Annotated in this window: 24 protein-coding genes; 5 read left to right on the top strand and 19 right to left on the bottom strand. The window is 73.7% G+C overall.

The genetic code is table 11. From position 1 onward, the window contains the following. Positions 1-28: 28 nt before the first annotated feature. The 5 genes from LUM46_RS06835 (at position 29) to LUM46_RS06815 (ending at position 4,782) form a co-directional block, all read left to right on the top strand. Positions 29-601, top strand: coding sequence for a hypothetical protein (locus LUM46_RS06835; protein ID WP_274993025.1), 573 nt, complete (start codon positions 29-31; stop codon positions 599-601). 57 nt (positions 602-658) lie between these two features. Continuing rightward, complete coding sequence (locus LUM46_RS06830) at positions 659-1,705, top strand: FecCD family ABC transporter permease (RefSeq protein WP_274993024.1); 1,047 nt, start codon at positions 659-661, stop codon at positions 1,703-1,705. After that, complete coding sequence (locus LUM46_RS06825; protein ID WP_274993023.1) at positions 1,705-2,739, top strand: FecCD family ABC transporter permease; 1,035 nt, start codon at positions 1,705-1,707, stop codon at positions 2,737-2,739. The genes LUM46_RS06830 and LUM46_RS06825 overlap by 1 nt, the downstream gene beginning before the upstream one ends. Beyond that, positions 2,736-3,563 carry an ABC transporter ATP-binding protein gene (locus tag LUM46_RS06820; RefSeq protein ID WP_274993022.1) on the top strand — a complete coding sequence of 276 codons (828 nt, stop codon included), beginning with the start codon at positions 2,736-2,738 and terminating at the stop codon, positions 3,561-3,563. Before LUM46_RS06825 ends, LUM46_RS06820 begins: the two co-directional genes overlap by 4 nt. A 169-nt stretch (positions 3,564-3,732) precedes the next feature. Then, positions 3,733-4,782: an ABC transporter substrate-binding protein gene (locus LUM46_RS06815; protein ID WP_274993021.1), complete on the top strand. Its 1,050-nt coding sequence runs from the start codon at positions 3,733-3,735 to the stop codon at positions 4,780-4,782. Positions 4,783-4,854: 72 nt separating this feature from the next. Here the strand turns inward: LUM46_RS06815 and LUM46_RS06810 are convergent, their stop codons facing one another. The 19 genes from LUM46_RS06810 to LUM46_RS06720 form a co-directional block, all read right to left on the bottom strand. Beyond that, entirely contained in the window at positions 4,855-5,652 is a 798-nt protein-coding gene (locus tag LUM46_RS06810) for an isoprenyl transferase (RefSeq protein ID WP_274993020.1), read from the bottom strand. Further along, positions 5,652-6,398 (bottom strand): DNA repair protein RecO, encoded by a 747-nt coding sequence (recO, locus tag LUM46_RS06805; RefSeq protein ID WP_274993019.1) that lies wholly within the window; start codon positions 6,396-6,398, stop codon positions 5,652-5,654. The genes LUM46_RS06810 and recO overlap by 1 nt, the downstream gene beginning before the upstream one ends. A gap of 97 nt (positions 6,399-6,495) precedes the next feature. Further along, complete coding sequence (locus LUM46_RS06800; protein ID WP_274993018.1) at positions 6,496-7,125, bottom strand: hypothetical protein; 630 nt, start codon at positions 7,123-7,125, stop codon at positions 6,496-6,498. 58 nt (positions 7,126-7,183) lie between these two features. Continuing rightward, on the bottom strand, positions 7,184-7,939 hold the full coding sequence (locus tag LUM46_RS06795) for a cytochrome d ubiquinol oxidase subunit II (protein WP_274993017.1): 756 nt from the start codon (positions 7,937-7,939) through the stop codon (positions 7,184-7,186). Beyond that, positions 7,936-8,133, bottom strand: a complete 198-nt coding sequence (locus tag LUM46_RS06790; protein ID WP_274993016.1) for a hypothetical protein — start codon at positions 8,131-8,133, stop codon at positions 7,936-7,938. Before LUM46_RS06790 ends, LUM46_RS06795 begins: the two co-directional genes overlap by 4 nt. Positions 8,134-8,231: 98 nt before the next feature. Then, positions 8,232-8,843: a nucleotidyltransferase family protein gene (locus tag LUM46_RS06785; RefSeq protein WP_274993015.1), complete on the bottom strand. Its 612-nt coding sequence runs from the start codon at positions 8,841-8,843 to the stop codon at positions 8,232-8,234. A 77-nt stretch (positions 8,844-8,920) separates the two neighbouring features. After that, positions 8,921-9,439, bottom strand: coding sequence for a nucleoside deaminase (locus LUM46_RS06780; RefSeq protein ID WP_274993014.1), 519 nt, complete (start codon positions 9,437-9,439; stop codon positions 8,921-8,923). Between the two features lie 154 nt (positions 9,440-9,593). Then, entirely contained in the window at positions 9,594-12,311 is a 2,718-nt protein-coding gene (locus LUM46_RS06775) for a molybdopterin-dependent oxidoreductase (protein WP_274993013.1), read from the bottom strand. After that, complete coding sequence (locus LUM46_RS06770) at positions 12,308-13,141, bottom strand: FAD binding domain-containing protein (protein WP_274993012.1); 834 nt, start codon at positions 13,139-13,141, stop codon at positions 12,308-12,310. The genes LUM46_RS06775 and LUM46_RS06770 overlap by 4 nt, the downstream gene beginning before the upstream one ends. Positions 13,142-13,151: 10 nt before the next feature. Beyond that, positions 13,152-13,985, bottom strand: a complete 834-nt coding sequence (locus LUM46_RS06765; protein WP_274993011.1) for a MurR/RpiR family transcriptional regulator — start codon at positions 13,983-13,985, stop codon at positions 13,152-13,154. Next, positions 13,982-15,238, bottom strand: coding sequence for an allantoate amidohydrolase (locus tag LUM46_RS06760; protein WP_274993010.1), 1,257 nt, complete (start codon positions 15,236-15,238; stop codon positions 13,982-13,984). The genes LUM46_RS06765 and LUM46_RS06760 overlap by 4 nt, the downstream gene beginning before the upstream one ends. A 2-nt stretch (positions 15,239-15,240) precedes the next feature. Then, positions 15,241-16,473 carry a pyridoxal-phosphate-dependent aminotransferase family protein gene (locus LUM46_RS06755; RefSeq protein ID WP_274993009.1) on the bottom strand — a complete coding sequence of 411 codons (1,233 nt, stop codon included), beginning with the start codon at positions 16,471-16,473 and terminating at the stop codon, positions 15,241-15,243. Further along, complete coding sequence (gene allB / locus LUM46_RS06750; protein WP_274993008.1) at positions 16,470-18,011, bottom strand: allantoinase AllB; 1,542 nt, start codon at positions 18,009-18,011, stop codon at positions 16,470-16,472. Before allB ends, LUM46_RS06755 begins: the two co-directional genes overlap by 4 nt. Then, a complete protein-coding gene (gene pucL / locus LUM46_RS06745; RefSeq protein WP_274993007.1) occupies positions 18,008-18,913 on the bottom strand; it encodes a factor-independent urate hydroxylase in 906 nt (301 codons plus the stop codon). The genes allB and pucL overlap by 4 nt, the downstream gene beginning before the upstream one ends. Next, positions 18,914-19,225 carry a hydroxyisourate hydrolase gene (locus LUM46_RS06740; protein WP_274993006.1) on the bottom strand — a complete coding sequence of 104 codons (312 nt, stop codon included), beginning with the start codon at positions 19,223-19,225 and terminating at the stop codon, positions 18,914-18,916. Beyond that, positions 19,222-19,737 (bottom strand): 2-oxo-4-hydroxy-4-carboxy-5-ureidoimidazoline decarboxylase, encoded by a 516-nt coding sequence (uraD, locus tag LUM46_RS06735; protein ID WP_274993005.1) that lies wholly within the window; start codon positions 19,735-19,737, stop codon positions 19,222-19,224. Before uraD ends, LUM46_RS06740 begins: the two co-directional genes overlap by 4 nt. A 97-nt stretch (positions 19,738-19,834) precedes the next feature. Further along, positions 19,835-20,602 (bottom strand): metallophosphoesterase family protein, encoded by a 768-nt coding sequence (locus LUM46_RS06730; RefSeq protein WP_274993004.1) that lies wholly within the window; start codon positions 20,600-20,602, stop codon positions 19,835-19,837. A 71-nt stretch (positions 20,603-20,673) separates the two neighbouring features. Continuing rightward, positions 20,674-21,138: a DUF4383 domain-containing protein gene (locus tag LUM46_RS06725; protein WP_274993003.1), complete on the bottom strand. Its 465-nt coding sequence runs from the start codon at positions 21,136-21,138 to the stop codon at positions 20,674-20,676. Between the two features lie 19 nt (positions 21,139-21,157). After that, complete coding sequence (locus LUM46_RS06720) at positions 21,158-22,339, bottom strand: amidase family protein (protein ID WP_274993002.1); 1,182 nt, start codon at positions 22,337-22,339, stop codon at positions 21,158-21,160. Between the last annotated feature and the right edge of the window lie 37 nt (positions 22,340-22,376).

Below are 22,376 nucleotides of genomic sequence, written 5' to 3'. Positions count from 1 at the left end.
CCAGCGCACCCCGAGCCCCAGAGGCCCCATGATCCGCCGAACCGTCATCACCCTCGTGAGCGTTCTCGCGCTCGCCCTCACGGCATCCATGCCCGCGCACGCCGGATCTGCCCCCGCCCCCGGCCCCGCGCCGGCAGTGATCGCCAACCCCACGAACGTCACGGCCAACGCCAAACCCGAACCGGTCGCCAAGGGCAAGACGATCACCGTCACGGGAACCCTGAAGCACAAGAAGAACGGGCAGTGGCGCCCGCTGGGCGCGCAGCTGGTCACGGTCCACTTCGACCCCGCCGGCAGCGACCGGTCCCGCAAGGTGGCCATGGTCCGGACGACGCGCACCGGCAGCTACACCCGCACGTTCACGGCGGCCCGTTCGGGCAAGTGGACCGCGAAGTACGCGGGCAACAGGTTCAACCGGGCCGACAGCGCGGCCGATGCCGTCTGCGTCTACGGCTCCGGCCGCTGGCAGTGCCCCGTCTCGCCCACCAACCCCGACCTCGACTGTGACGACGTCCGCCAGCGCGTCTGGGTGGGAACGAACGACTACCACCGCCTCGACGGGAACGACAACGACGGCTGGGGCTGCGAGTCCTACTCCTGATCGCTCACCGGCCGGACGCCGTACCGACCACTCCAGGCATTGTGGAACACTTAGGCAATGCTTACCTCACCTGCGGCTGCGCCCGCGGGACGCCGTGAGGGTGCGGAAGCCGTAGCTCACCGCGCCCGACGCAGGACGCTCGCGCTGGCAACGGCGCTCGTCGCCCTGCTGCTCGTCGTCCTCGCGAGCCTGGCGCTCGGCGTCCGCGACATCAACCCCGCGGAGGTCTGGCGTGCCCTGACCGCACCGGTCGCCGGGTTCGTGGACCACGACGTGGTGCTGGACCAGCGGCTGCCGCGCACCATCGTGGGCCTGGCGGCCGGGGTCGCGCTCGGTACGGCGGGCACCCTGATCCAGGGGGTCACCCGCAACCCGATCGCCGATCCCGGCCTGCTGGGCCTGAACTCGGGCGCCTCGCTCGCCGTGGTCTGCGCGGTCTGGCTCTTCGGCATCACCTCGCCGATCGGTTACGTCTGGTTCGCCTTCGTCGGCGCCGCGGGCGCGGCGGCGATCGTCTTCTCCGTGGGGCGTGGGCAGCCTGTGCGCCTGGCCCTGGTCGGCGCCGCCGTGACGGCCCTCATCACGCCGCTCATCACGCTCGTCCTGCTGCAGGACCAGCAGGCGTTCAACCTGTACCGGTTCTGGGCGGTCGGCTCCCTGACGGGCCGTGGCCTGGACACCGTCGCCTGGTTGTGGCCGTTCATCGTGGTCGGCATCGTCCTCGCGGCCGTGCTCTCGCACCGGCTCAACATGCTGGCCCTCGGCGAGGACGTCGCGACGGCGCTCGGCCAGCGGGTGGGCACCACCCGCGCCCTCTCGGCGATCGCCATCGTGCTGCTCGCAGGCACGGCGACGTCGCTCGCCGGACCGATCGCGCTGGTCGGGCTCGTGGTGCCGCACGCCGCACGCCGCCTGATCGGCACGGACTACCGCTGGATCATGGGCATCGCCGTGCTGCTGGGCCCCGTGATGCTGCTGGCCGCCGACGTCCTCGGCCGCCTCATCCTGCCCCGGTCGGAGCTCGAGGCCGGCGTGGTCGCCGCGCTCCTCGGCGCGCCGGTGCTGATCGCCGTCGCCCGCAGCAGGAACGTGGTGGGAGCGTGATGACCACCGACGCCGTCGAGACCACCGTCGCCGACCTGCGCGCCGTCCGACGCCGCCGTCGGGTCCTCGTCGTGGCCGGCATGACTCTCGTCGTGCTCGTCGCCGGGACGGGAGCCCTCCTGGTCGGCGCCGCCGGGCTGACGCCGGGCCAGGCCATCGCGGGCGCCGTCGGCCTCGGCGACAAGGGTGACGTCTTCATCATCCAGAAGCTGCGCCTGCCCCGCATCGAGGCGGCCGTCGTGGTCGGTGCCGCGTTCGGCCTGGCCGGCGCCCTGTTCCAGTCGACCCTGCGCAACCCTCTCGCCTCGCCCGACATCCTCGGCATCTCCAGCGGCGCGAGCCTCGGAGCCGTGACCGGCCTGCTCGCCCTGGGCCTGAGCGGCGTGGTGCTGTCCGCCATGGCGTTCGCGGGCGCCGGCCTCGTCGCGCTCGCGATCTGGCTGCTGGCCTGGCGCAAGGGCCTGCACTCGATCCGGTTCGTGCTGGTCGGCGTCGGGTTCGCCTACCTGTGCTCGTCCCTGGTCGCCTGGTCCATGGCCCGGGCGGAGGAGAACGAGGCGGCGGGGGTCCTGATCTGGACGGTCGGCTCCGTGTCCGACATCCGCGGTGACCAGCTCGCGCTCGTCGCCACCGGCACGCTCGTGCTGTCCGTCGCCGTCGCCGCCGTCTCGCGAACGCAGGGGCCGCTCTCGCTCGGGGACGACAACGCGCGCTCCCTGGGCGTGGGCGTGGACGCCGCCCGCATCGGCACGCTGCTGCTCGCCGTGGCGCTCGTCGCGCTCGCGACCAGCGCGGCCGGCCCGATCGCCTTCGTCGCGCTGGTCGCCCCCGCCATCGCCCGCCGCCTGGTGAACGACGGCGGCGCGGCTCTCGTCGCGTCCGCCGCCACCGGCGCCGCCCTGACCCTGGTGGCGGACGTCGCCGGGCAGCACGCGCTGCTCGGCGTCGCCGCCCCCGTGGGCATCGTCACGGGGCTCGTGGGCGCCCCCTACCTGCTGTGGCTGCTCGCCACCACCGAGAAGAGGAGCCGATGACCAACCTGCGCGCCGAAGGCGTCAGCCTGGGCTACGACGGACTGCGTGTCATCGAGGGCCTCGACCTGACGCTGCCCGACGGCAAGATCACCGCCGTCGTCGGGCCGAACGCCTGCGGAAAGTCCACCCTCCTGCGCGGCCTGGCCCGCCTGCACCCGCTGGACGGCGGCCGGATCACGCTCGACGGCACCGACATCACCGCCATGCCCCGCAAGGAGCTGGCCCGCAGGGTCGGCATGCTGCCGCAGTCGTCCATCGCGCCCGACGGCGTCCGGGTCGCCGAGCTCGTCAGCCGCGGCCGGTACCCGCACCAGGGCTGGTTCGGCAGGCACTCGTCCGACGACGACGCGGTGGTCACCACCGCGCTGCGGTCCACCGGCGTCGCGGAGCTCGCGGACCGCCCCGTCGCCGAGCTGTCGGGCGGGCAGCGGCAGCGGGTGTGGATCGCCATGGTCCTGGCGCAGCAGACGGACATCGTGCTGCTCGACGAGCCCACGACGTTCCTCGACGTGCGCCATCAGCTCGACCTGCTGGACCTGCTCACGGAGCTGAACCGGGACCGCGGCACCACCGTCGCGATGGTGCTGCACGAGCTCAACCTCGCCGCGCGCTACGCCGACCACCTGGTCGTGATGTCGGCGGGGCGGATCGTCGCGGAGGGCGCGCCGGCGGACGTGCTGACCCGCGAGGTGGTGAGCGAGGCGTTCGGGCTGCGCGCCCAGGTGGTGCCCGACCCGGTGGCCGGCTCGCCGCTCGTGGTGCCTGTGGGCCGCTTCCACTCCTCCGCGGTCGAGCCGTCCGCGGTCGAGCCGTCCGCGAGCTGAGCCGTCCAGCGGCCGCTCCTCCCTCGATCGACTCCCTCGATCGACCAGGGAGTGGCCCACATCACCCGGGAACTCCTCAATTCCGAAACATTGCCGTGACCAAATGTGGTTAGGCTAACCTCACATCGACCGGCGCCCGCCGGTCGTTCGACTGAACCCAGGAGTAACCGTGCGCCCTCGCCGATCCCTCGCGGCGGCCGTCGGCCTTGTCGCCGCGTCCGCCCTCGCCTTGTCGGGCTGCGCGTCCGAGACCCAGGCCGCGGACGGTGCGACGCCGTCGGCCAACGCCTCCGGCGCGACCGACGAGTTCCCCCTGACCATCGAGCACGGCCTCGGCGAGACGACCATCGAGGAAGCGCCCGAGCGCGTCGCCACGTGGGGCTGGGGCTCGACCGAGGCCGCGATCGCGGCAGGCGTCTACCCCGTGGCCGTCGCCGAGCAGACCTGGACCGTCGGTGAGGGCAACCTCCTGCCGTGGGTCGAGGAGGCCTACGACGAGGCCGGCGTCGACCACCCCACCGTGCTGACCGACGCCGAGGCCGGCGCGTCCGTGCCCTACGAGGAGTTCGCGGCCGCCGAGCCCGACGTCATCGTCGCCACCTACTCGGGCATCACGCAGGAGCAGTACGACCTGCTCAGCGAGATCGCCCCGGTCGTCGCCTACCCGGAGACGCCGTGGCAGACGCCGTGGGACGAGATCATCACCGCGACGGCGAACGGTCTCGGCCGCAGCGCCGCGGGTGAGGCCAAGGTCGAGGAGATCAACCAGTACCTGGCCGACGAGGCCGAGGCGCACCCGGAGTTCGCGGACAAGACGTTCGCCGCGATCGTGGACTCGCCCGACGAGGGCCTGGTCTACGTCTACCGGGCCGACGACCCGCGCGCCGGATTCCTCGAGGGCCTCGGCATGGAGACCGCCCCGGCCGTGGAGGAGCTCGCGCCCGACGACGGCGAGTTCTTCTACACCCTGTCGTACGAGGAGCTCGACAAGCTCGAGTCGGACGTCGTGGTCGCCTACACGTACACCGAGGAGGCGGCGGAGGCGCTGCCGACCAAGAAGGAGCTGCAGGCCCTGCCCGCCGTCAAGGACGGCATGGTGGTGCAGCAGATCGGGACCGTCGCGGTCTCCGCGGTCTCGCCGCCCACCGCGCTCTCGGTCCAGTACCCCGAGGGCATGCCGAAGCTGATCGAGGCCCTGGCGGCGACCATCACCGAGTAGCCCATCCCGCCGAGGTAGTCATCTGGCGAGGTAGTCACCCGGCTCATGCCGGGTGACTACCTCGCGGAGTGACTACTTCGGCGAGGGGGCGTCCAGGGCGCCGCCGTAGCGGCGGTCACGCTGTGCGTACTCCTCGACGGCGCGCCAGAGGTGACGGCGGTCGACGTCCGGCCACGGCTCGTCGAGGAACACCATCTCGGCGTAGGCCGCCTGCCACAGCATGAAGTTGGACGTGCGCTGCTCGCCGGACGAGCGCAGGAACAGGTCCACGTCGGGCAGGTCGGCCAGGTACAGATACTTCTGCACGGTCTTCTCGTTGACCCGCTTCGGGTCGAGCCTGCCGGAGGCGGCGTCGCGCGCCATGGCGGCCGCGGCGTCGGCCAGCTCGGCCCGGCCGCCGTAGTTGACGCACATCGTCAGGGTGCAGAGGTCGTTGTCCTTGGTGCGCTCCTCGGCCTCCTGGAGCACGTTGATCACGGACTTCCACAGCTTGGGACGGCGGCCGGCCCAGCGGATGCGCACGCCCCACGACGCCATGACGTCGCACTGGCGCTGCATCACCTCCTGGGTGAAGTTCATCAGGAAGTGCACCTCCTCGGGCGAGCGCTTCCAGTTCTCGGTGCTGAACGCATACGCGGAGACGTACTCGACGCCGACGTCGACGGCCCCGGCGACGACGTCGAGCAGCGACTTCTCGCCCGCGCGGTGCCCCTCGATGCGAGGCAGGCCTCGGGCGTTGGCCCACCGCCCGTTGCCGTCCATGACGATCGCGACGTGCCGCGGCACGAACTCCCGGGGGATCCGGGGGGCGCGGGCGCCGGAGGGATGCGGGAAGGGCGCCACCAGGTCACGGCTCGCGGTCCGGGCCATCAGCGCTCCACCATCTTCAACGATCGCAACGTTCTCTCCAGGTAGTACTGGCCATAGGCGGCGACGAGGCCGCTCGCCTCCTTGCGGTGCCGAGCGTCGGACGCGTCGGCGGTCACCCAGTCGCCCGCGAGCAGCGAGGACAGCAGGGCGAAGGTCTCGGGGGCCGGCGCGGTGGAGCCCGGCGGCCGGCAGCGCGGGCAGACGGCGCCGCCCTGCGCCACGTTGAACGAGTGGTGCGGCCCGGGCTCGCCGCAGCGCGCGCAGTCCTCGAACGACGGCGCCCAGCCGGCCACCGCGAGCGCCCGCAGCAGGTACGAGTCGAGCACCAGGTTGGCGTCGTGGTGCCGCTCCGACAGCGCCCGCAGCCCGCCGGCGAGGAGCCAGTACTGCTGCACCGACGGCTCGTGCTCCTGCGCGACCAGCCGGTCGGCGGCCTCCAGCATCACGGCGCCTGCCGTGTACAGGTTGTAGTCCTGGCTGATGGCGCGGGCGTATGCCCCGATGGTCTCGACCTGCGTCACGGTGTCGAGCCCCATGCCGGGCCGAGGGCTGCGGCCGGTGTGGAACTGCACGTCGACGGCCATGAACGGCTCCAGCCGCGCGCCGAACTTGGACGACGTGCGCCGTACGCCCTTGCCCACACCGCGCACCTTGCCGTGCTCCCGCGTCAGGAACGTGATGATGCGGTCCGCCTCACCCAGCTTGTGGGTGCGCAGGACAATCGCATCGTCTCGGTACAGGGGCACAGCACCATCATCCCAGGTGCGTCCGACACTCCGCGCCTGCCACAGGCGTGGCCTCAGCGCTCTCCATCTTCTGGTCGCGCTGACGCTGCACTCCGCGTCAGCGCTCGACGAACCGCGTACCGTCTGGCGTCAGCTCCGGCTCCCACACGAACCGGTGGATCACGTGCTTCTCGAGCACGCCCCGGACGATGAGCGCGACGGTGCCCCAGATCGCGAAGAGCAGGACCGTCTGCAGGAAGTTGTTGCTGATCTTCTCGAACCCGGTGAGGGCGAGCGTGGGGATCAGGAACATCAGGCCGAGGAACGCGGGCAGCAGGTGCACGCCGATCCACTGCATCACCGAGAGCAGCTCGATCCGGCGTTCGGCGACGACGCCGTGGTAGTCCATCACGTTGACCACGTGGTCCGCCCGCCACTTGGCGACGTGCCGGGCGACGGTCCACTGCGCGTCGCGGGCGTCGAGGGAGGAACTGCCTGCCGGCAGCCAGATCCCGAGGATCTGGTGGATCTCGGCGGGCGTGAGGTAGCCCTTGTCGAGGATCGTGAGGCTGTGCACGGGCGGCTGGCGCGTGTTGGTCGGCAGCGCGAGCGCAGCGAGGAACAGCAGTACACCGCTGGTCCCGAGCAGCCCCACGAGCGCGTCCGGGAGCCACGGCAGGAGCAGGGTCGCGGTGGCGAACGCCAGCGCGCCGAGCAGCGCGCAGACGATGCGGTTCTTCATGGTCATGGTGAGCAGGACTTTACCGGCATCTCACCCTGGCTGGTGGCGAAGGTCCGGCTGCCGGTCAGAAGAACAGCGTGTCCCGTCGGCCCAGCGGGCGTGCGACGAGCCGCCACGCGAGGACCTGGAGCGCGAGGATCACGGGCAGCACCACCATCGCCACGATCCCGAGCGAGGCCATGGCCTCCGGGGAAATCCCGCCCGCGACCAGGCGGGGCCAGGCGGCGACGGCGGTGCCGACGACGGGGGCCACGATCATCACCGAGGTGACGATCGCCGGCAGCGGCCCCGTACGGCGCAGGCGCCACGCGACGACGGCGTCACCGTGCAGCCGGGTCACCACCACCGCCACGATGCCGAGGGCCAGCGCCGCCAGGCCGCTCCCCCAGGCCGCGCCGAGGAGCGCACCCCAGCTCCCCGCGAGCACGATGCTCGCGACCACGAGCACGACGTCCCACCCGTCCCGCCAGATGCGGCCGGGCCGCCTGCTGCGCAGCCAGATCCCGGCGTCGCGCAGCACCCACGACGCGATCAGCGTGATCGCGACGGGACGGCCCGTGTTCAGCAGCTCCGCCTCGGCGTGCGGGAACACGCCGACCAGCACCCCGATCGCGGCCACGAGCCACACCTCACCGGGCAGGAGCAGCGGCCCGACCGCGCCCAGCACCACGCGCCGCTCCGCCGGCTCGCGCCGCCGGTAGCCGCCGTCGTGGTCGCGTTCCTGCAGCAGGGTCGCCCCCGTACCCTGGACGGCTCCGTCGAGCACCACCCACCCCGCCACCAGGACGGTCAGGAGAACGGCCCAGGCCGCCGCGTTCATCGGGCCACCTCCGGCTCGGGTCGGTCGTCCGGCACTCCGACCAGGCCGCCGCCGTCGTGCCTGCGCGCGGTTGCGGCGCCGAAGCGGAGCAGGACGTCCGGTCCGGCGTCGTCGTCGCGCAGGAGCAGCACGAACAGGAAATGGACAACAGCGAGCAGCGCGAACTGCGGACGAGCGAGCTCCGTGGCCTCCACGCACCCGAGACTACGTAGCCGGACCGGTCACGGCGACACGATTCGGGCGGAACTGGGGAAAGGTCAGGGATGACCCCGAGGGCCCAGTAGGTCAGGCCCTACCTTCTGCCCGACGGCGCCTCCGGACCGGCCCGGTCGACGTCGTCCCCGCCGCCCAGGTCGGTGCAGTCGACGGCGACGGCATCGTGCGCGCGCAGATACGGACCCGCGCCCGTGTCGCCCCGCACCGCGTCGGCCAGCGGCCGCCAGTGCTCGCGCCCCACCAGCACGGGGTGCCCGGGCATGCCGTCGTAGACGGCGCGGCCGAGCAGCCGGCGGACGGCGTCCGGCTGCTGGGACGCACCGCGGTCCTGGGACACACCGAGCACCCGGCGGACGGCGTCGGCCCGCAGGCCGGGCAGGTCCACGAGCGAGACGACGGCGGCGTCGGCCCCCGTCTCCCCGACCGCCGCGAGGCCGGCGCGCAGCGACGCCGCGATCCCGCTCGCCCAGTCGGCCGCGACCACGGCTCTGGCACCAGCGGGGACGAGCCCCCGAGCCTCGTCGGCGCGCGCGCCGAGCACCACGACGACGTCCGCGCAGCCGCCGTCGAGCAGCGCCCGGCAGGCCAGGTCGAGCCACGGGGTGCCGTCGTCGGCCCGGGCCAGCGCCTTGGGCATACCGAACCGGGTCCCGGCCCCACCTGCCAGCACCACCCCGACCGCCCTCACCGTTTCGCCCCGGTGGCGCAGCGGGCGGGACAGAACGGCATCATGTGTGGTTCTCCTGGCTGTGCTGGACGATCAGGTCAGTACGGGGTGCGCTCGGTGTGCGCCTGCCACGCCTCGAACGGCTCCCCCGCCCGCGCGATCCGCTGCTCGACGACGGGGTGGGGCCACGTCGACCGGTCCCGCGCGAGGAGCTCGTAGAACTCGCGGTCGTCGAAGCCGGCCCGCTCCGCGTCGTGCCGGTCCGCGGCGAAGACGACACGGTCCACCCGGGCCCACAGCGCCGCCGACAGGCACAGCGGGCAGGGCTCGCACGACGCGTAGAGCGTAGCGCCGGCCAGCGAGAACGTGCTCAGGGCCTGGCACGCGGTCCGGATCGCCACCACCTCGGCGTGCGCCGTGGGGTCCAGGTCGCGGGTCACCCGGTTCCCGGCTGCCGCCACCTCGACACCGGCGCGCACGACGACGGCCCCGAAGGGGCCACCGCCGTCGGCCACGTTCTGGGTGGCGACCTCGACGGCGCGGACGAGCCACGCCTCGTCGTCGGGGCCGGCAGAGGGCCCGAGCCGGGTGCCGGGCTGCTCGCTGGGGCTGATCACTCCTCGATGCTCGCACCACCGGATTTCAATTGCGTTCCCAGCAGGTCACCCGCACGAAACACTCGTTCCAAAACCCCGAGCGAGCCGGGAGCGCGGTCGGCATTCCGTCAGGTGGTCGGCATTCCGAGCTGCCGACCACCTGACGGAGTGCCGATCATCTGCCCGACGCCGCTGCCAGCAGCTCCCACAGGCGGTCCCGCTGGATCGGCAGGTCGCGAGGACGCACCCCCGTGGCGTCCGCGATCGCGTTCGCCAGCGCCGGGGCCACCGGGTTGTACGGAGCCTCGCTCATCGACTTCGCGCCGCGCGGGCCCAGCCGGTCGACGGTGTCGGCGAACAGCACCTCCGTGACCGGGACGTCGGACAGCTGCGGCACCCGGTAGTGCCGCAGGGTGCGCGTCACGACGACGCCGTCACGCACCACCATCCGCTCGGTCATCGCGGAGCCGAGCGCCTGCGCCACGCCGCCGTCGATCTGCCCACGCAGCTGCTCGGGGTTGATCACGACTCCGGCGTCCGCGGCGTGCACCGACCGCAGGATCCGCACCTCGCCGGTCCCACGATGCACGGCGACCCGAAACCCGTGCACGTTGAACGCGACAGACCGCGGCGACCCGTCATGGCTAGCCTCGGCCCCCACCCCGGCCAGCTGAGTGCTGGGTATTTGCGCGGTCGTATCGGTTCGACCCGACAAATACCCAGCACTCAACGAATCCAGTTCGGTCTTGAGGGCCGACGCCGCTCGGCCGACCGCCAGGCCTGCCACCACCGAGCCCGCCGAGCCGAAGGCGCCCGTGTCGTAGCCGGCGGTGGCCGTGTCCGACGGGCGTACCCGCACCCGGTCGACGGGCACGCCGAGCTCCGTGGCCGCGATCTGCGCGTGGACAGTGGTGGTGCCGTTGCCGAACTCGGCGGTGCCGACGTCGACCACGAAGTCGCCGTCGGCTCCCAGCGTGATCCGGGCGTGCGTGAAGTGCCCGCGCGGCGGGATGGTCGCGATCATCGCGAGCGCTACGCCGCGGCCGACCGACCACTCCCCGCTCAGTCCGGTCTCGGCCGGCGACGGCCCCCGGGCCAACGCCTTCTCGACCAGGTCGAGGCACTGGTCCAGCCCGTAGGACCCGTACTCCAGGTCCCCGTCCACGGGCCGCCCGACGACGAACGGGTCGCCCGGCCGGATGACGTTCCGCCGCCGCATCTCCACGGGGTCGATGCCGAGCCGCGCGGCCAGCTCGTCGATGGCGCCCTCGATGGCGAACTGCACCTGTCCCAGCCCGTACCCGCGGAACGCTCCGGACGGCACGTTGTTGGTGTAGACCGACTCGGCGTCCACGCGCTTGTTCGGGGCGCGGTACACGGCCATGGACTCGTGCACGCCGTGGAACAGCACGCCGGGCGCGTGGTTGCCGTAGGCGCCGGTGTCGGCCAGGACGTCGATGGCGAGCGCCGTCAGGTGTCCGTCGGCGTCGGCGCCCGCGCGGACGCCGATCCGCATCGGGTGCCGGCACGGCACCAGGGTGAACTGCTGCTCACGGCTGAGCTCCCACTGCACCGGCCTACCGGTGCGCAGGGCCGCGAGCGCCACGACGTCCTCGACGAGCAGCTCCTGCTTGCCGCCGAACCCACCGCCGACACGGCCCGCCACCACGCGTACCCGCTCCTCGGGGAGGTCCAGCAGCCGGGCCAGCTCGTCCCGCACGAGGAACGGCACCTGCGTGGAGGTGCGCACGTGCAGGACGGGCTGCCCTGTCCCCGCCGCAGGACCGGGCGTGAGCCAGGCCCGGGCGCCGTGCGTCTCCAGGGCCACGTGGTTCACGCGGTCGGTGGTCCAGGTGCCCTCCACGGTGGCGGCCGACGCGGCGAGGGCCGCTGCGACGCCGTCGTGCCCGGGCTCCGCGTACTCCTCGTGCAGCTGCGCGACGACGTTCCGGCTCGCCTCCGCGACGCGGTGCTCGTCCGGCGTCCTGCCGGGGTGGACCAGGGGCGCACCCGGCTGCCGGGCGGCCTCCGGGTCGAAGACGGCGGGCAGCGTCTCGTACTCGACGTCCACGAGCGCGAGCGCCGCGCGGGCCTGCCGTGGTGTCTCGGCGACGGCGACGGCCACCCGCTGGCCCACGAACCGCAGGACGGGGTCGAGGATGCGGGTGTCGTCGGGGTCGTCGAGTCGGTTCTCGTGCCGGGCGGTCGAGTAGAGGGTGTCGGGGACGTCGTGGTGGGTGAGCACGAGGTGCACGCCGGGCGCGGCGCGGGCCGCCGCCGGGTCGATGCGGGTGATCCGGGCGTGCGGGTGCGGGCTGCCGAGCACCGCGACGTGCAGCAGGCCGGGCGGGGCGGGCTCGTCCAGCGTGTATGCCTCGCGGCCGCTCACCACCCGGGCGGCGGCCGGCGCGACGACGGCACGGCCGAACGCCTGGCCCGGCTCCGCGACCTCGGTGTTCACGCGACCGGCGAGGGCGTCCCGGATCGACCGGTACCCGGTGCACCGGCAGAGGTTGCCCTTGAGGTCGACCAGCGGTGGGGGCGTGCCGGCGACCGTGCAGACCAGGCCCGCCGTGCAGAAACCGCACTGGAACCCCGCGGCCTCGACGAACGCGCGCTGCACCGGGTGCAGGGCTCCCGGTTCGGCATCGGGGTCGCCACCAGGGCCGAACCGGGCCAGGCCCGCAGCCGTGACCACCTCGGCGCCGGCCACGCGGTGCGCCGGGATCAGGCACGACGGCACGGGCGCGCCGTCGAGCAGCACCGTGCACGCGCCGCAGTCGCCCGCGTCGCAGCCCTTCTTCACCGCCGTGGCGCCCTGCTCGCGCAGGTACGTGCGGAGGCACTGGCCGGGGCGCGGCTCCGCCGTGGTCTCGGTGCCGTCGATCCTCATGCGCCGCCCAGCTCGTCGAGCGCCTCGTGCGCGAGCCGTCGTGTCATCGCGGCGCGCCACTCGCGGCTCCCGTGCGGGTCCTCGTACCAGGTACCGTCGCCAAGACCGGTGATCCACCGGAGACGCCGGTCGAGCCCGTCGTGATCGTTCGCCCTGACCAGGAGCACATGCGGCGCCGGCACCGAGGCCGTCAGCACCAGCGCCACGCCGTCACCCCTCCGACGCCCGGTCACCATCGCCGCCGTACGGCCGGTCGGGGTCAGCGACACCCGCCGGAACGCGGTGCGCTGCCCGAGCACGGCGGCGGTCACTCGTGTCTCGCGGATCACCTCCCCCGGCGCCAGCTCGACGACGCCCGCGCGGGTGACCAGGTCGGACACCGCGACCTCCCGCGACCCGCCGTCGGGCGTCCAGATGACCGCCCGGGCAGAGAGCGCCGCGAACAGCCCGATCATCGAGCCGACAGGCAGCCCGAGCGCCAGGTTCCCGCCCACGGTCGCCGTCCGGGCAACCTTCGCCGACAGCGTCAGCGCCGACACGCACTGCCCGACGATGCCGAGCGCGCGATACGGCCCGCTCGCGTCCGCACCCAGCACGCCCGGCCCGGACACGAGCTCCTCCAGCGTGCACGTCCCGGCGACCCGCAGCCCTGAACCGTCCACCGACCACGGCTCCCACCCCATCCCGGTGAGGTCCACCAGGCCGGTCACCCCGGCGGGCACCGGTTCGGAGTACAGGAACGTCCCCCCGCCCAGGAACACCTCGCCGGGCCGCAGCGTGCAGTCGGCCCGGGTCCGCGCCGTCCGGACGGTGTCGATGTCGAGGTCCATGGGGCGCCGGTCACCTCTCGTCGATCTCGCGCAGCAGTGCGTACCGGGCGTCGATCGCCTCGACGCGGTCGGCCGCGCCGTCGAGCACCTCGTGCACCCGGTCGGACAGGATCGCGACCACGCTGACGGGCGCCACCATCGAGTCGAAGGCGCCCTCGGTGGCGATCGGGCACTCGATCCACCAGGTCACGCCGCTGGCGAGGCGCCGCAGGCTGGAGTCGGCGAGCAGGAGCACGCGGACGCCGTCGGCCAGCAGGGACTTGACCATCGCGGCCACCTGGAACGCGTGCCGGCGGATCGAGACCACCACCACGACGTCCTCGGGCCCGAGGCCCACGAGGTCGTCGGCGAGCGACTGGCCGGGGCCGGGCGCGAGGTGCACGCGACCACGCACCTGGATCAGGTTGCGCCGCAGCTGGGTGGCCGGCCCGAGCGAGCCCCGGCGTCCGACGACCACGACGTCGCGCGCCGTGGCGAGCGCCTCGGCGACCTCGTCGAGCAGGGTCTCGTCGAGTGCCGAGTAGACCTTCTCCAGGTTCTTGACCTCCTGCTCCAGCCGCTCGCGCAGGCCGGGCGACGGGTCGACCGCTATCGGCAGCCCGCGCCCGCGCTGGACGCGCAGGTGCTCGCGCAGCCCTTCGAAGTCCTCGTAGCCGAGCTTGCGGAACAGCCGGCTCATCGTCGCCTTCGAGACACCGGCGAGCGCGGCGAGCTCGGTCGCGCGGTACGTGCCGAGGTCGCCGAGGTGGTCCAGCAGGGCGTCGGCGGCCCGCCGCTCCTGCGGTGACAGGTCGCCGTAGCCGGCGGCGATCCGGTCCTCGAGCGGGGTGGCCGCCCTCTTCATCGTGCCTCCTCTGCCCGTGCCAGCACCGCCGCCGTGAACGCGTCGAGCGCGACGGCGACGTCCTCGGGGTCCACGTGCTCGTCGGGGTGGTGGCTGATCCCGTCACGGCAGCGCACGAACAGCATGCCGACGTCGGTCACGGCGGCCATCGCCATGCCGTCGTGCCCGGCGGGGCTCCACAGCCCGAGCACGGATCCCGACGGCGCTCCCGTCGCCTCCGTGATGCCCGTCGCCACCGCGGCCCGCAGCCGCTCGGCGCAGCCGGTCGACGGCGCCCGGTGCGTCTCGACGGCCTCGAACGTCACGCCCCGTTCCCGCGCGATGGCGTGCCCGACCGCCGCGATCTGCTCCCACAGCGCGTCGCGCCCGGTGTCGGTCCGGCCGCGCAGGTCGAGCGTGAGCTCGGCCCGGCCGGGGATCACGTTCACGGCGCCGGGCTCCACCCGGAGGTCGCCGACGGTAGCGAGGCAGTCGGTCGCCCTGGCCAGGTCCTCGATCCGGGTGACGAGGTGCGCGGCGGCGACCAGCGCGTCCCGCCGCCGGCTGAAAGGGGTGCCGCCCGCGTGCCGGGCCTCGCCGGTGATCGTGAGCACGAACCGGCGGGCCCCCGCGATGGTCGTGACGTAGCCGAGCGGCAGGTCCGCCGACTCCAGCACCGGCCCCTGCTCGATGTGCGCCTCCAGGTAGCCGACGAGCTCCTCGGGGCGGCGGGCGGCGTCGCCGACCCGCTCCGGGGCGAGGCCGAACCGGGCGAACGCCTCGCGCAGGGTGATGCCCTCGGCGTCCGTCTGCTCCCACCAGGCCGGGTCCCACTGGCCCGACGCCGCGCAGCTGCCCAGCAGCGCCTTGCCGAACCGGGTGCCCTCCTCGTCGGAGAACCCCACGACCTCCAGGGCGAACGGCAGCGGGACATCCCGCAGCCGGTGCGCGACGGCGATCGCGAGCACCACGCCGAGCATGCCGTCGTACCGCCCGGCGTCGGGCACGGTGTCCAGGTGCGACCCGAGCACGAGCGCCGGCTCGCCCGGTGTGCCGGGCTGCTGCGGGGTGCCGTCGGCCGCGCGGCGGCCCCAGATGTTGCCGGCCGCGTCGGTCTCGGTGTCGAGGCCCGCGTCGAGCATCCAGGCCCGGACCGCGGTATTGGCCGCGGAGTGCTCGGGCGACAGGTAGACGCGCTCGAGCGCGTCGGACCGGGACGAGTGCCGCGTCAGGTCGTCGCACCGCTCCAGCACCCACCCAGCGGTCCCGATCACGGTCACGGTCCGACGTCCCGGTTCGCCTCGTACGAGGCGAGGGCAGCCGACACTCCGCTGCCCGGCTCGGTCGGGTGGCCCGCCCGGCGCAGCTCGTGCTCCAGGGCGGCCAGTGTGGTGAGCACGGCGTCCCGGCGGGCGTTGAAGCCCATGGTCCCGATCCGCCAGACCACGCCGTGCAGCGGCCCGAAGGACGTACCGATCTCGATGCCGAAGTCCTCCAGGAGCGCGCCGCGGACGGCGTCCCCGTCGACACGGTCGGGGATACGTACGGCGACCACGTTGTGCATCTTGTGGCCGACGTCGCCGTAGACCTCCAGGCCGAGTCCACGCACCCCGGCCAGCATGGCGGCGCCGTGGCGGACGTGCCGGGCGACTGCCGTGCCCACGCCCTCGGCTGTCAGCAGCCGAGCGCACTCGCGGGCCGCGTAGAGCATGGACGTGGCCTCGGTGTGGTGGTTGAGACGGCGCGGTCCCCAGTACTCCATGATCTGCGCGAGGTCGAGGTAGTTGGAGACGATCGGCGCGCCCCGCGGCGCGACGTCGTCGGCAGTACGCAAGCCGGCCTCGACCTGCTTGCGGCGGTCGATCGCCGCCACGGCCGCGGGCGAGAGCGTGACGGGCGCGCTGCCCGACGGGCCGCCCAGGCACTTCTGCAGCCCGGCCGTCGCGGCGTCGATGCCCCACTCGTCGGTGTGGAACGCATTGCCGCCGAGCGTGGCGGTGGCGTCGACGTACAGCAGGGCGTCGTGCTCGTGCGCGATCCGGCCCAGCTCGGCGAGCGGCTGGGCCATGGTCGTGGAGGTGTCCCCGTGCACGACGGCGACGACGCGCGGCCGGACGCGGCGCACGGCGTCCTCGACCTGGCCCGGGTCGAAGACCGTGCCCCACTCCGTCTCGATCGTGTGCACCTCGGCGCCGGCGCGGCCGCAGATCTCCGCGAGCAGGTGCCCGAACCTGCCGAACACCGGGACCAGCACCCGGTCCCCCGGCTCCAGCAGGGACACGAGGGCTGCCTCGATGCCGGCGCGTGCGGTGCCGTCCACGAGGAAGGTCTGCTCGTTGGCGGTGTCCCAGACCGTGCGCCACAGGCCCATGGCCTCGGTCATCGTGTCGGTCATGAACGGGTCGAACTGGCCCACCAGGGGTGCGGCCATGGCGCGCAGGACGCGCGGGTCGGCGTCGATCGGGCCGGGGCCCATCAGCAGGCGGGCGGGGGGATGGATCTGGGTCATGCGGGCCTCCTGGCCTGGGCCGCGGCGCTACCGGGGCGGGCGATCAGGCGGCCGTCGCCGCGGATGTGCTCGACGTCGTTGGCGGGCCGCCAGGTGCCGCCGTCGAGCTGGCCGTGCACGACACCCTCGGAGAACGCGTGCAGCACGGCCTGCCCGCCGACCACCGTGAAGGTCACCGCTCCCGTGACGGTCAGGCCGTGATAGGCACTGACCGGATTCCGGTGCGCGAGCTGCGCGGCGTCGATGGTCGCGACGCTGTCGGGCTCGTAGACCACCAGGTCCGCCGCCGCGCCCTCGGCGATGACGCCCTTGGGGCGGTCGCCGCGATCCAGACCTACCAGGGCGGCGGTGTTCGTCGACGTCCAGCGGGACACCTCGGACAACGGCACGCCGCGCCAGCGGGCGGCGTCGGCCAGGGCGACAAAGCCTGTCTGGAGGCCGGAGATACCACCCCAGGCCGCCTGCAGATCGGTCTCGCCGACCTGGCCGCCGAGGACCTTCTCCGCCACCGACGACGGCGAGTGGTCGCTGACCACGCAGTCCAGGATCCCGTCGCGCAGACCGTCCCACAGGGCGTCCTGGTTGCCGCGGTCACGGATCGGCGGGCAGCACTTGTAGGCGGCGTCCCCGTCGGGCACGTCCTCGGCGGCGAGCACCAGGTAGTGGTGGCACGTCTCGGCGGTGACGGGCAGGCCCTCCGCCTTCGCCTCCGCGAGCAGGTCGAGCACCTTCGCCGAGGACACGTGCAGCACGTGCGTGCGCGCACCGGTCTCGCGGACGGCGTCGAGCACGGTGCGCACCGCCGCCGTCTCGGCCTCGTCGGGGCGGGACAGCAGGAAGTCCGCGTACGCGCGCGACGGCCTGCGCGGGGCCGCGGCGAGGACCGCCGGGTCCTCGGCGTGCACCGCGAGCAGCCCGTCGAACCGGACGAGGCGGTCCATCACCACCACCAGCTCCTCCGGGTCGAGCGGCGGGAACTCGGGGACGCCGGAGTCGGCCAGGAAGCACTTGAAGCCGAGCACGCCCGCCTCCCAGAGCGGCTCCAGGTCGTCGGCGTTGCCGGGCACGGCACCACCCCAGAAAGCGACGTCGACCGGCAGGCGGCCCCACTCCCGGTCCGCATCCTCGGGCAGCCGGGCCGACGCCGCCCGCGCCGCCGCCTGCTTGATCCGCAACGCCTCGACGCTGGTGGTGGGCGGGATGGAGTTGAGCGGCATGTCCACGATGGTCGTCACACCGCCGTACGCCGCTGCGCGCGCCGCGGCCGTGAACCCCTCCCAGTGGGTCCGGCCCGGCTCGTTGACGTGCACGTGGGTGTCGACGCCCCCGGGCAGGACGATGCGGTCGCCCAGGTTCCACACCGCCGCCGACCGCGCGGGCGGGGCGCCGAGCATCCCGTCGTCCTGCGCCGTGACCCTGTCGGGGTCGGAGGTGCCCCACCACACCTGGGCGATCCGGTCGCCCTCGGTGCGCACGACCGCCGGGCGCAGCTCCCCCTCGACCAGCACCCGCTCGGACCCGATCAGCCGGTCGGTCATACGAACCCTCCGATGGTCGCCCACACGGGATGCTCCCCGGCGCGCTCGGACCGCTGGACCGCGGCCTCGATCAACCCGTACGGCCGGTCCGCGGCGAAGAACACCTCGCCGGGGTTGTCCAGGCCGAACGGCTCCAGGTCGACGAGGAAGTGGTGGTTGTTCGGGCACGACAGCCGGATCTCGGCGATGTCCGGGTACGCCTCCAGCACCGCCCGGCCCATCGCGAAGACCGTCTGCTGCAGCGCGAGGGAATGGAGCTCGGCGAACGTCTTCAGCAGGATCGAGCGGACGGCCGCGAACCGGGCGTCGTACTCGGCCGGGCCGGCTGCCTCGGTGAACGACGTCTCGTACCGCCACCAGGCGCTGACGTCGGTCGCGAGGACACGGTCGTCGGTCTCGGGCAGCGTCGTGTACCGGTCGCGCACGAACCCGGAGAACTCCGAACCGGTCGACTTCAGCACCGTGACGTCGCGCAGCCCCGCGAGCACGGTCAGGCCGGCGTCGTCCGCATGCACCAGCGCGGTGCGCCGTTCGGCGGCGCCCCGCACGAACGCGTGGTCGTGGCCGACGTCGCCGACCGCTATGCGCTCCCAGCCGTGCTGCTCGGCCAGCCAGCGTCCGCCGGTGACCTGCGGCGCCGCCAGGAAGTGCCGCGCCAGCCGCAGCAGGAACGTCTCCGGCGAGCCGACGCCGTCCCGCGCGAACGCGTGCATCGTGTTCTTCTGGGTGTCCGTGGCGATGACGCCCGTGTTGTCCCCGGACTCGTGCGTGGCCCCGAAGTCTCCGCGGAGCAGCGAGGTGACGCCGAGGTCGGTGATGCGGTGCCGTGCGGTGTCACGGTCGACGCGCACCAGCCGCACCTCCGCCTTGCCGTACTGGTTGGGTCCCAGGACTATCGACATTCAGCTCCCCCGGTAGGTCGTGTAGGCGAACGGGCTCAGCAGCAGGGCGACATGGGTGTGGTCGGGTCCGAGCACGACGTCGAGCACCACCTGGCCGAAGAACGTCTCCCGGTCCTGTTCCCCGAACCAGTCACCGGTGGCGAAGGCCAGGACGTGCCGGCCGGGCGTGACCTCGCCCCAGCTGATGCGGCCGTCGGCATCGGTCACGGCGTGCCGCTCGGGGGCCGAGCCCGTCGAGACCAGGGTGACCGCCAGCCCCGCGGCGGGGAGGCCGCGCGCGGCGTCGAGCACATGGGTCGACGCGGTGCTCATGGCGTCACCTCCGCAGGCGCCGCCGACTCCTCGACGACCGTCTCCAGGCGCAGGAGCGCGATCTGACGCAGCTGCTCGGCGGTCACCAGGGCCTCGGTGGCCGGGGCGTTGGCGAGGCGCTCGCTCAGGTTGGCGAGGATGTCCTCCGCCGTCCGCCCGGCGGCCCGGACCAGGAAGATCCGGCCGAACTCGGCCTCGTAGGCGGCGTTGCCGTCAGCGATCCGGGCAGCGGTCGCCTCGGCCGCCGTCGGCTGCTCGGTGCGGGACAGCCGCGCCTCGGCGCTGTCGCCGGACGCGCGCTCGCCGATGCGGGGATGGTGCGCGAGCGCGGCGTCGACGTCGGCGGACGTCCAGTCGGCGGCGGCCCGCATGGCCCGCAGCAGGAGCGAGTCACGGCACCGGTAGGGACGGCCGGCCACGACGTCGTCGACCCAGGGGCCGATGTCGGCGCACGGGCGGACAGCCGCAGCGGCGTCGGCCGGAGGCAGGGCGTTGAAGGTCGCGAGGTCCACGGGGACAAACTTAGTTTCAAAGTGTCGTCCGCGGTGAGACATGCGTTTCAGACGCGTAAAACCTGGCCCGGTCTTCGTCTCGGACAGGTCTCGGCCGTCAGGCCAGCCGGCCCGTCCGCAGCATGTGGGCGATGTCCGGGCGGCCCAGCCGCTCCGCCGAGGCAGCGGCCGCCTCGTGGTCGTACGGGACGGCGAGGAGCCGGGCCGCCCAGCCGTCCGCCGTGTCCGACACGATCGCGTACCGGGCCTCCGGCGCTCCGACCTCGACCCGGTGCGGGCGCGGGGCGTCGTCGGCGTAGGCGGGCCAGCCCACGCTGCCAGGGTTGACCAGCAGCGACCCGTCCGGGAGCCGCCGGGTCCGGGCCTGGTGCGTGTGCCCGCACAGGTACAGGGCGTGCGCGCCGTAGGCGGCCCCCAGACGCTCGACGAGCTCGTCGGCGGCCGCCTCGCGCACGCCGTCCGGGTGCTCCGCCGTCGGCCCGACGACGGTCTGGGTGAGGTAGGTGGCGTCATGGTCGGGCACCGCGTGGAAGGCCAGCACCCCGGGGACCGGCTCGGCGGTGAGCGGGAGCGAGCCGAGCCACGCGCGGTCAGCCTCGGTCAGGACGCCGGCGGCGATCCGGTCGACGCCGCCCAGCTCGTCGGACGGTCGTGCCAGCACCTGCCGCTCGTGGTTGCCGCGGACGGTGACGATGTCCGGCCGGGTCGCGAGCAGGTCCAGGGTGCCGCGGGGGTCGACGGCGCCGGAGACGATGTCGCCCAGGTTCAGCACGAGGTCGGCCCCCTCGGCGTCGATGGCGGCCAGGACCGCCGCGAGCGCCGGGGTGTTGCCGTGGACGTCGGAGAGGACAGCGATGCGCGTCATCCGGGCAGGCTAGCGGCCGGGCGGGCGTTGGCGCTGGTGCACCGGTGCCCGCCCGGCCAGGTGTCGCGCGCTCACCTCACGTCGCGCGGCAGGGTCTCCGAGGTGCCGGGCTGCTCCACCACGTGCCGACGGTGGGGCCATACCGCGATCAGCAGGCCGACCACGGCGCTGCCGAGGTGGAGCCAGTTGTCGGCCTCGTTGATGTTCAGGTAGTTGATGTCCGGGTTGTCGACGGCGAACAGCCCGTAGACGAAGGCGGCGCCGTAGCCGATCAGCAGGAGCACGCCGAAGGTGCGGGCGCCGCCGGACGTGGGCCAGAGGCAGACACCCAGGATTCCGATCACCAGGTGCACGATGTTGTGCAGCGGGTTGATGGCGAAGCCCAGGAGGGTCTGGGTGTGGTCGTGCTCCATGAAGCCGCTGAAGCCGGTCACCGCGAAACCGACGGCGCCGACCAGCAGGTAGACGACCCCGACGATGAGGGCGAGCCACTGGTGGGGGCCGCGGGCGATCCGAGGTGCTGTGGAGTGGGCCATGATGCTTCTCCCGTCCATGTCATGCCGTGTTCTCCACCGTCACGCCGTTCGGGACCACTCGCACGCTGGTCGTTGCAGCCAGCTCCAGCAGTGCCCGGTCCGAGCCGGCCGGCCCCACGAGGGACGCGCCCGCGGGGAGTCCGGACGCGGTGGTGACCGGCACCGACACCGCCGGCAGCCCGCCGATCCCCGCGAGGCACGTCAGCAGCATGGTCGCCTCGCGCGCCGCCTCGGCCTCCTCGGGTCGGGGTGCGACGGTCGCCGTCGACGGCAGCACGAGCACCCGCTCCCCCAGCCGCTCCCGGATCTGCTCCCTGGCCTGGTCGACGGCGGCCCGCGCCGCCTCCGCGTCCGCCGCACCGACGGCGCGCGCCCGCTCGAACCGCCCGCGTACCGCCGGTCCGAGCGTGTCCATCCGGCCGGTGAGCCACGTCCCGTGCACCGCCCAGGCCTCAGCGGCCTGGAGGGTCTGGAAGGCCGCGAGCCATGTCGGCTCGGGCACCCAGTCGACCGGTTCGGCCCCGGCGTCCCGCCCGAGGCGCCCGACGGCGGAGCGCACCTCGGGCGCGGCCAGGGCGAGCAGGGCGTCGCTCAGCACGAGGGGTGTCGGGTCCGGCAGTGCGGCCGAGTCGGCCGGGAGGAGCACGTCACCCACCCGGACCAGCGTCGCGGCGTCGCGGGTGAGCCAGCCGACCGCGTCGAACGAGGGCGCGAGCGGCAGCAGCCCGCCGGCCGGCACCGCGCCGTACGTCGGGCGGATGCCCCACAGCCCCTGATAGGCGGCGGGCACCCGGATCGAGCCGCCGGTGTCGGTCCCGAGAGCGATGCCGGCCTGGCCGGCGGTCACCGCCGTCGCCGGGCCCGACGTCGAACCGCCGCTGATGCGCCCGGCTGCCCGCGGGTTGGGCGGGGTGCCGTAGTGGGCGTTCGCGCCGGTCAGCGAGTAGGCGAACTCCTCGGTCCGCGCGATCCCGGCGAGCGCGGCCCCGGCGTCCAGCAGCCGCGCGACCGCGACGGCGTGCTCCTCGGCGACGGCCGCCCCCGCGAGCCAGGCCGGGTTTCCCGCGCCGACCCGCTGCCCGGCGACGGCGAACAGGTCCTTGACGGCCACGGTCTCTCCGTCGAGCACGCCGGAGCCGGTCGGCGCCGTCAGCGGGCCGGGCTCGGGTCGGACACGCCAGACGCTGGGGTCGAAGGTCATCCGCACATGCTGCCAGCCCGCCCGGGCAGGGACCGCC

This window comes from Promicromonospora iranensis, from assembly GCF_028994805.1.
GTDB classification, from domain to species: domain Bacteria; phylum Actinomycetota; class Actinomycetes; order Actinomycetales; family Cellulomonadaceae; genus Promicromonospora; species Promicromonospora iranensis.
Note: the sequence above shows the minus strand (reverse complement) of the source record. Positions and strands in the feature narration are given on the sequence as shown.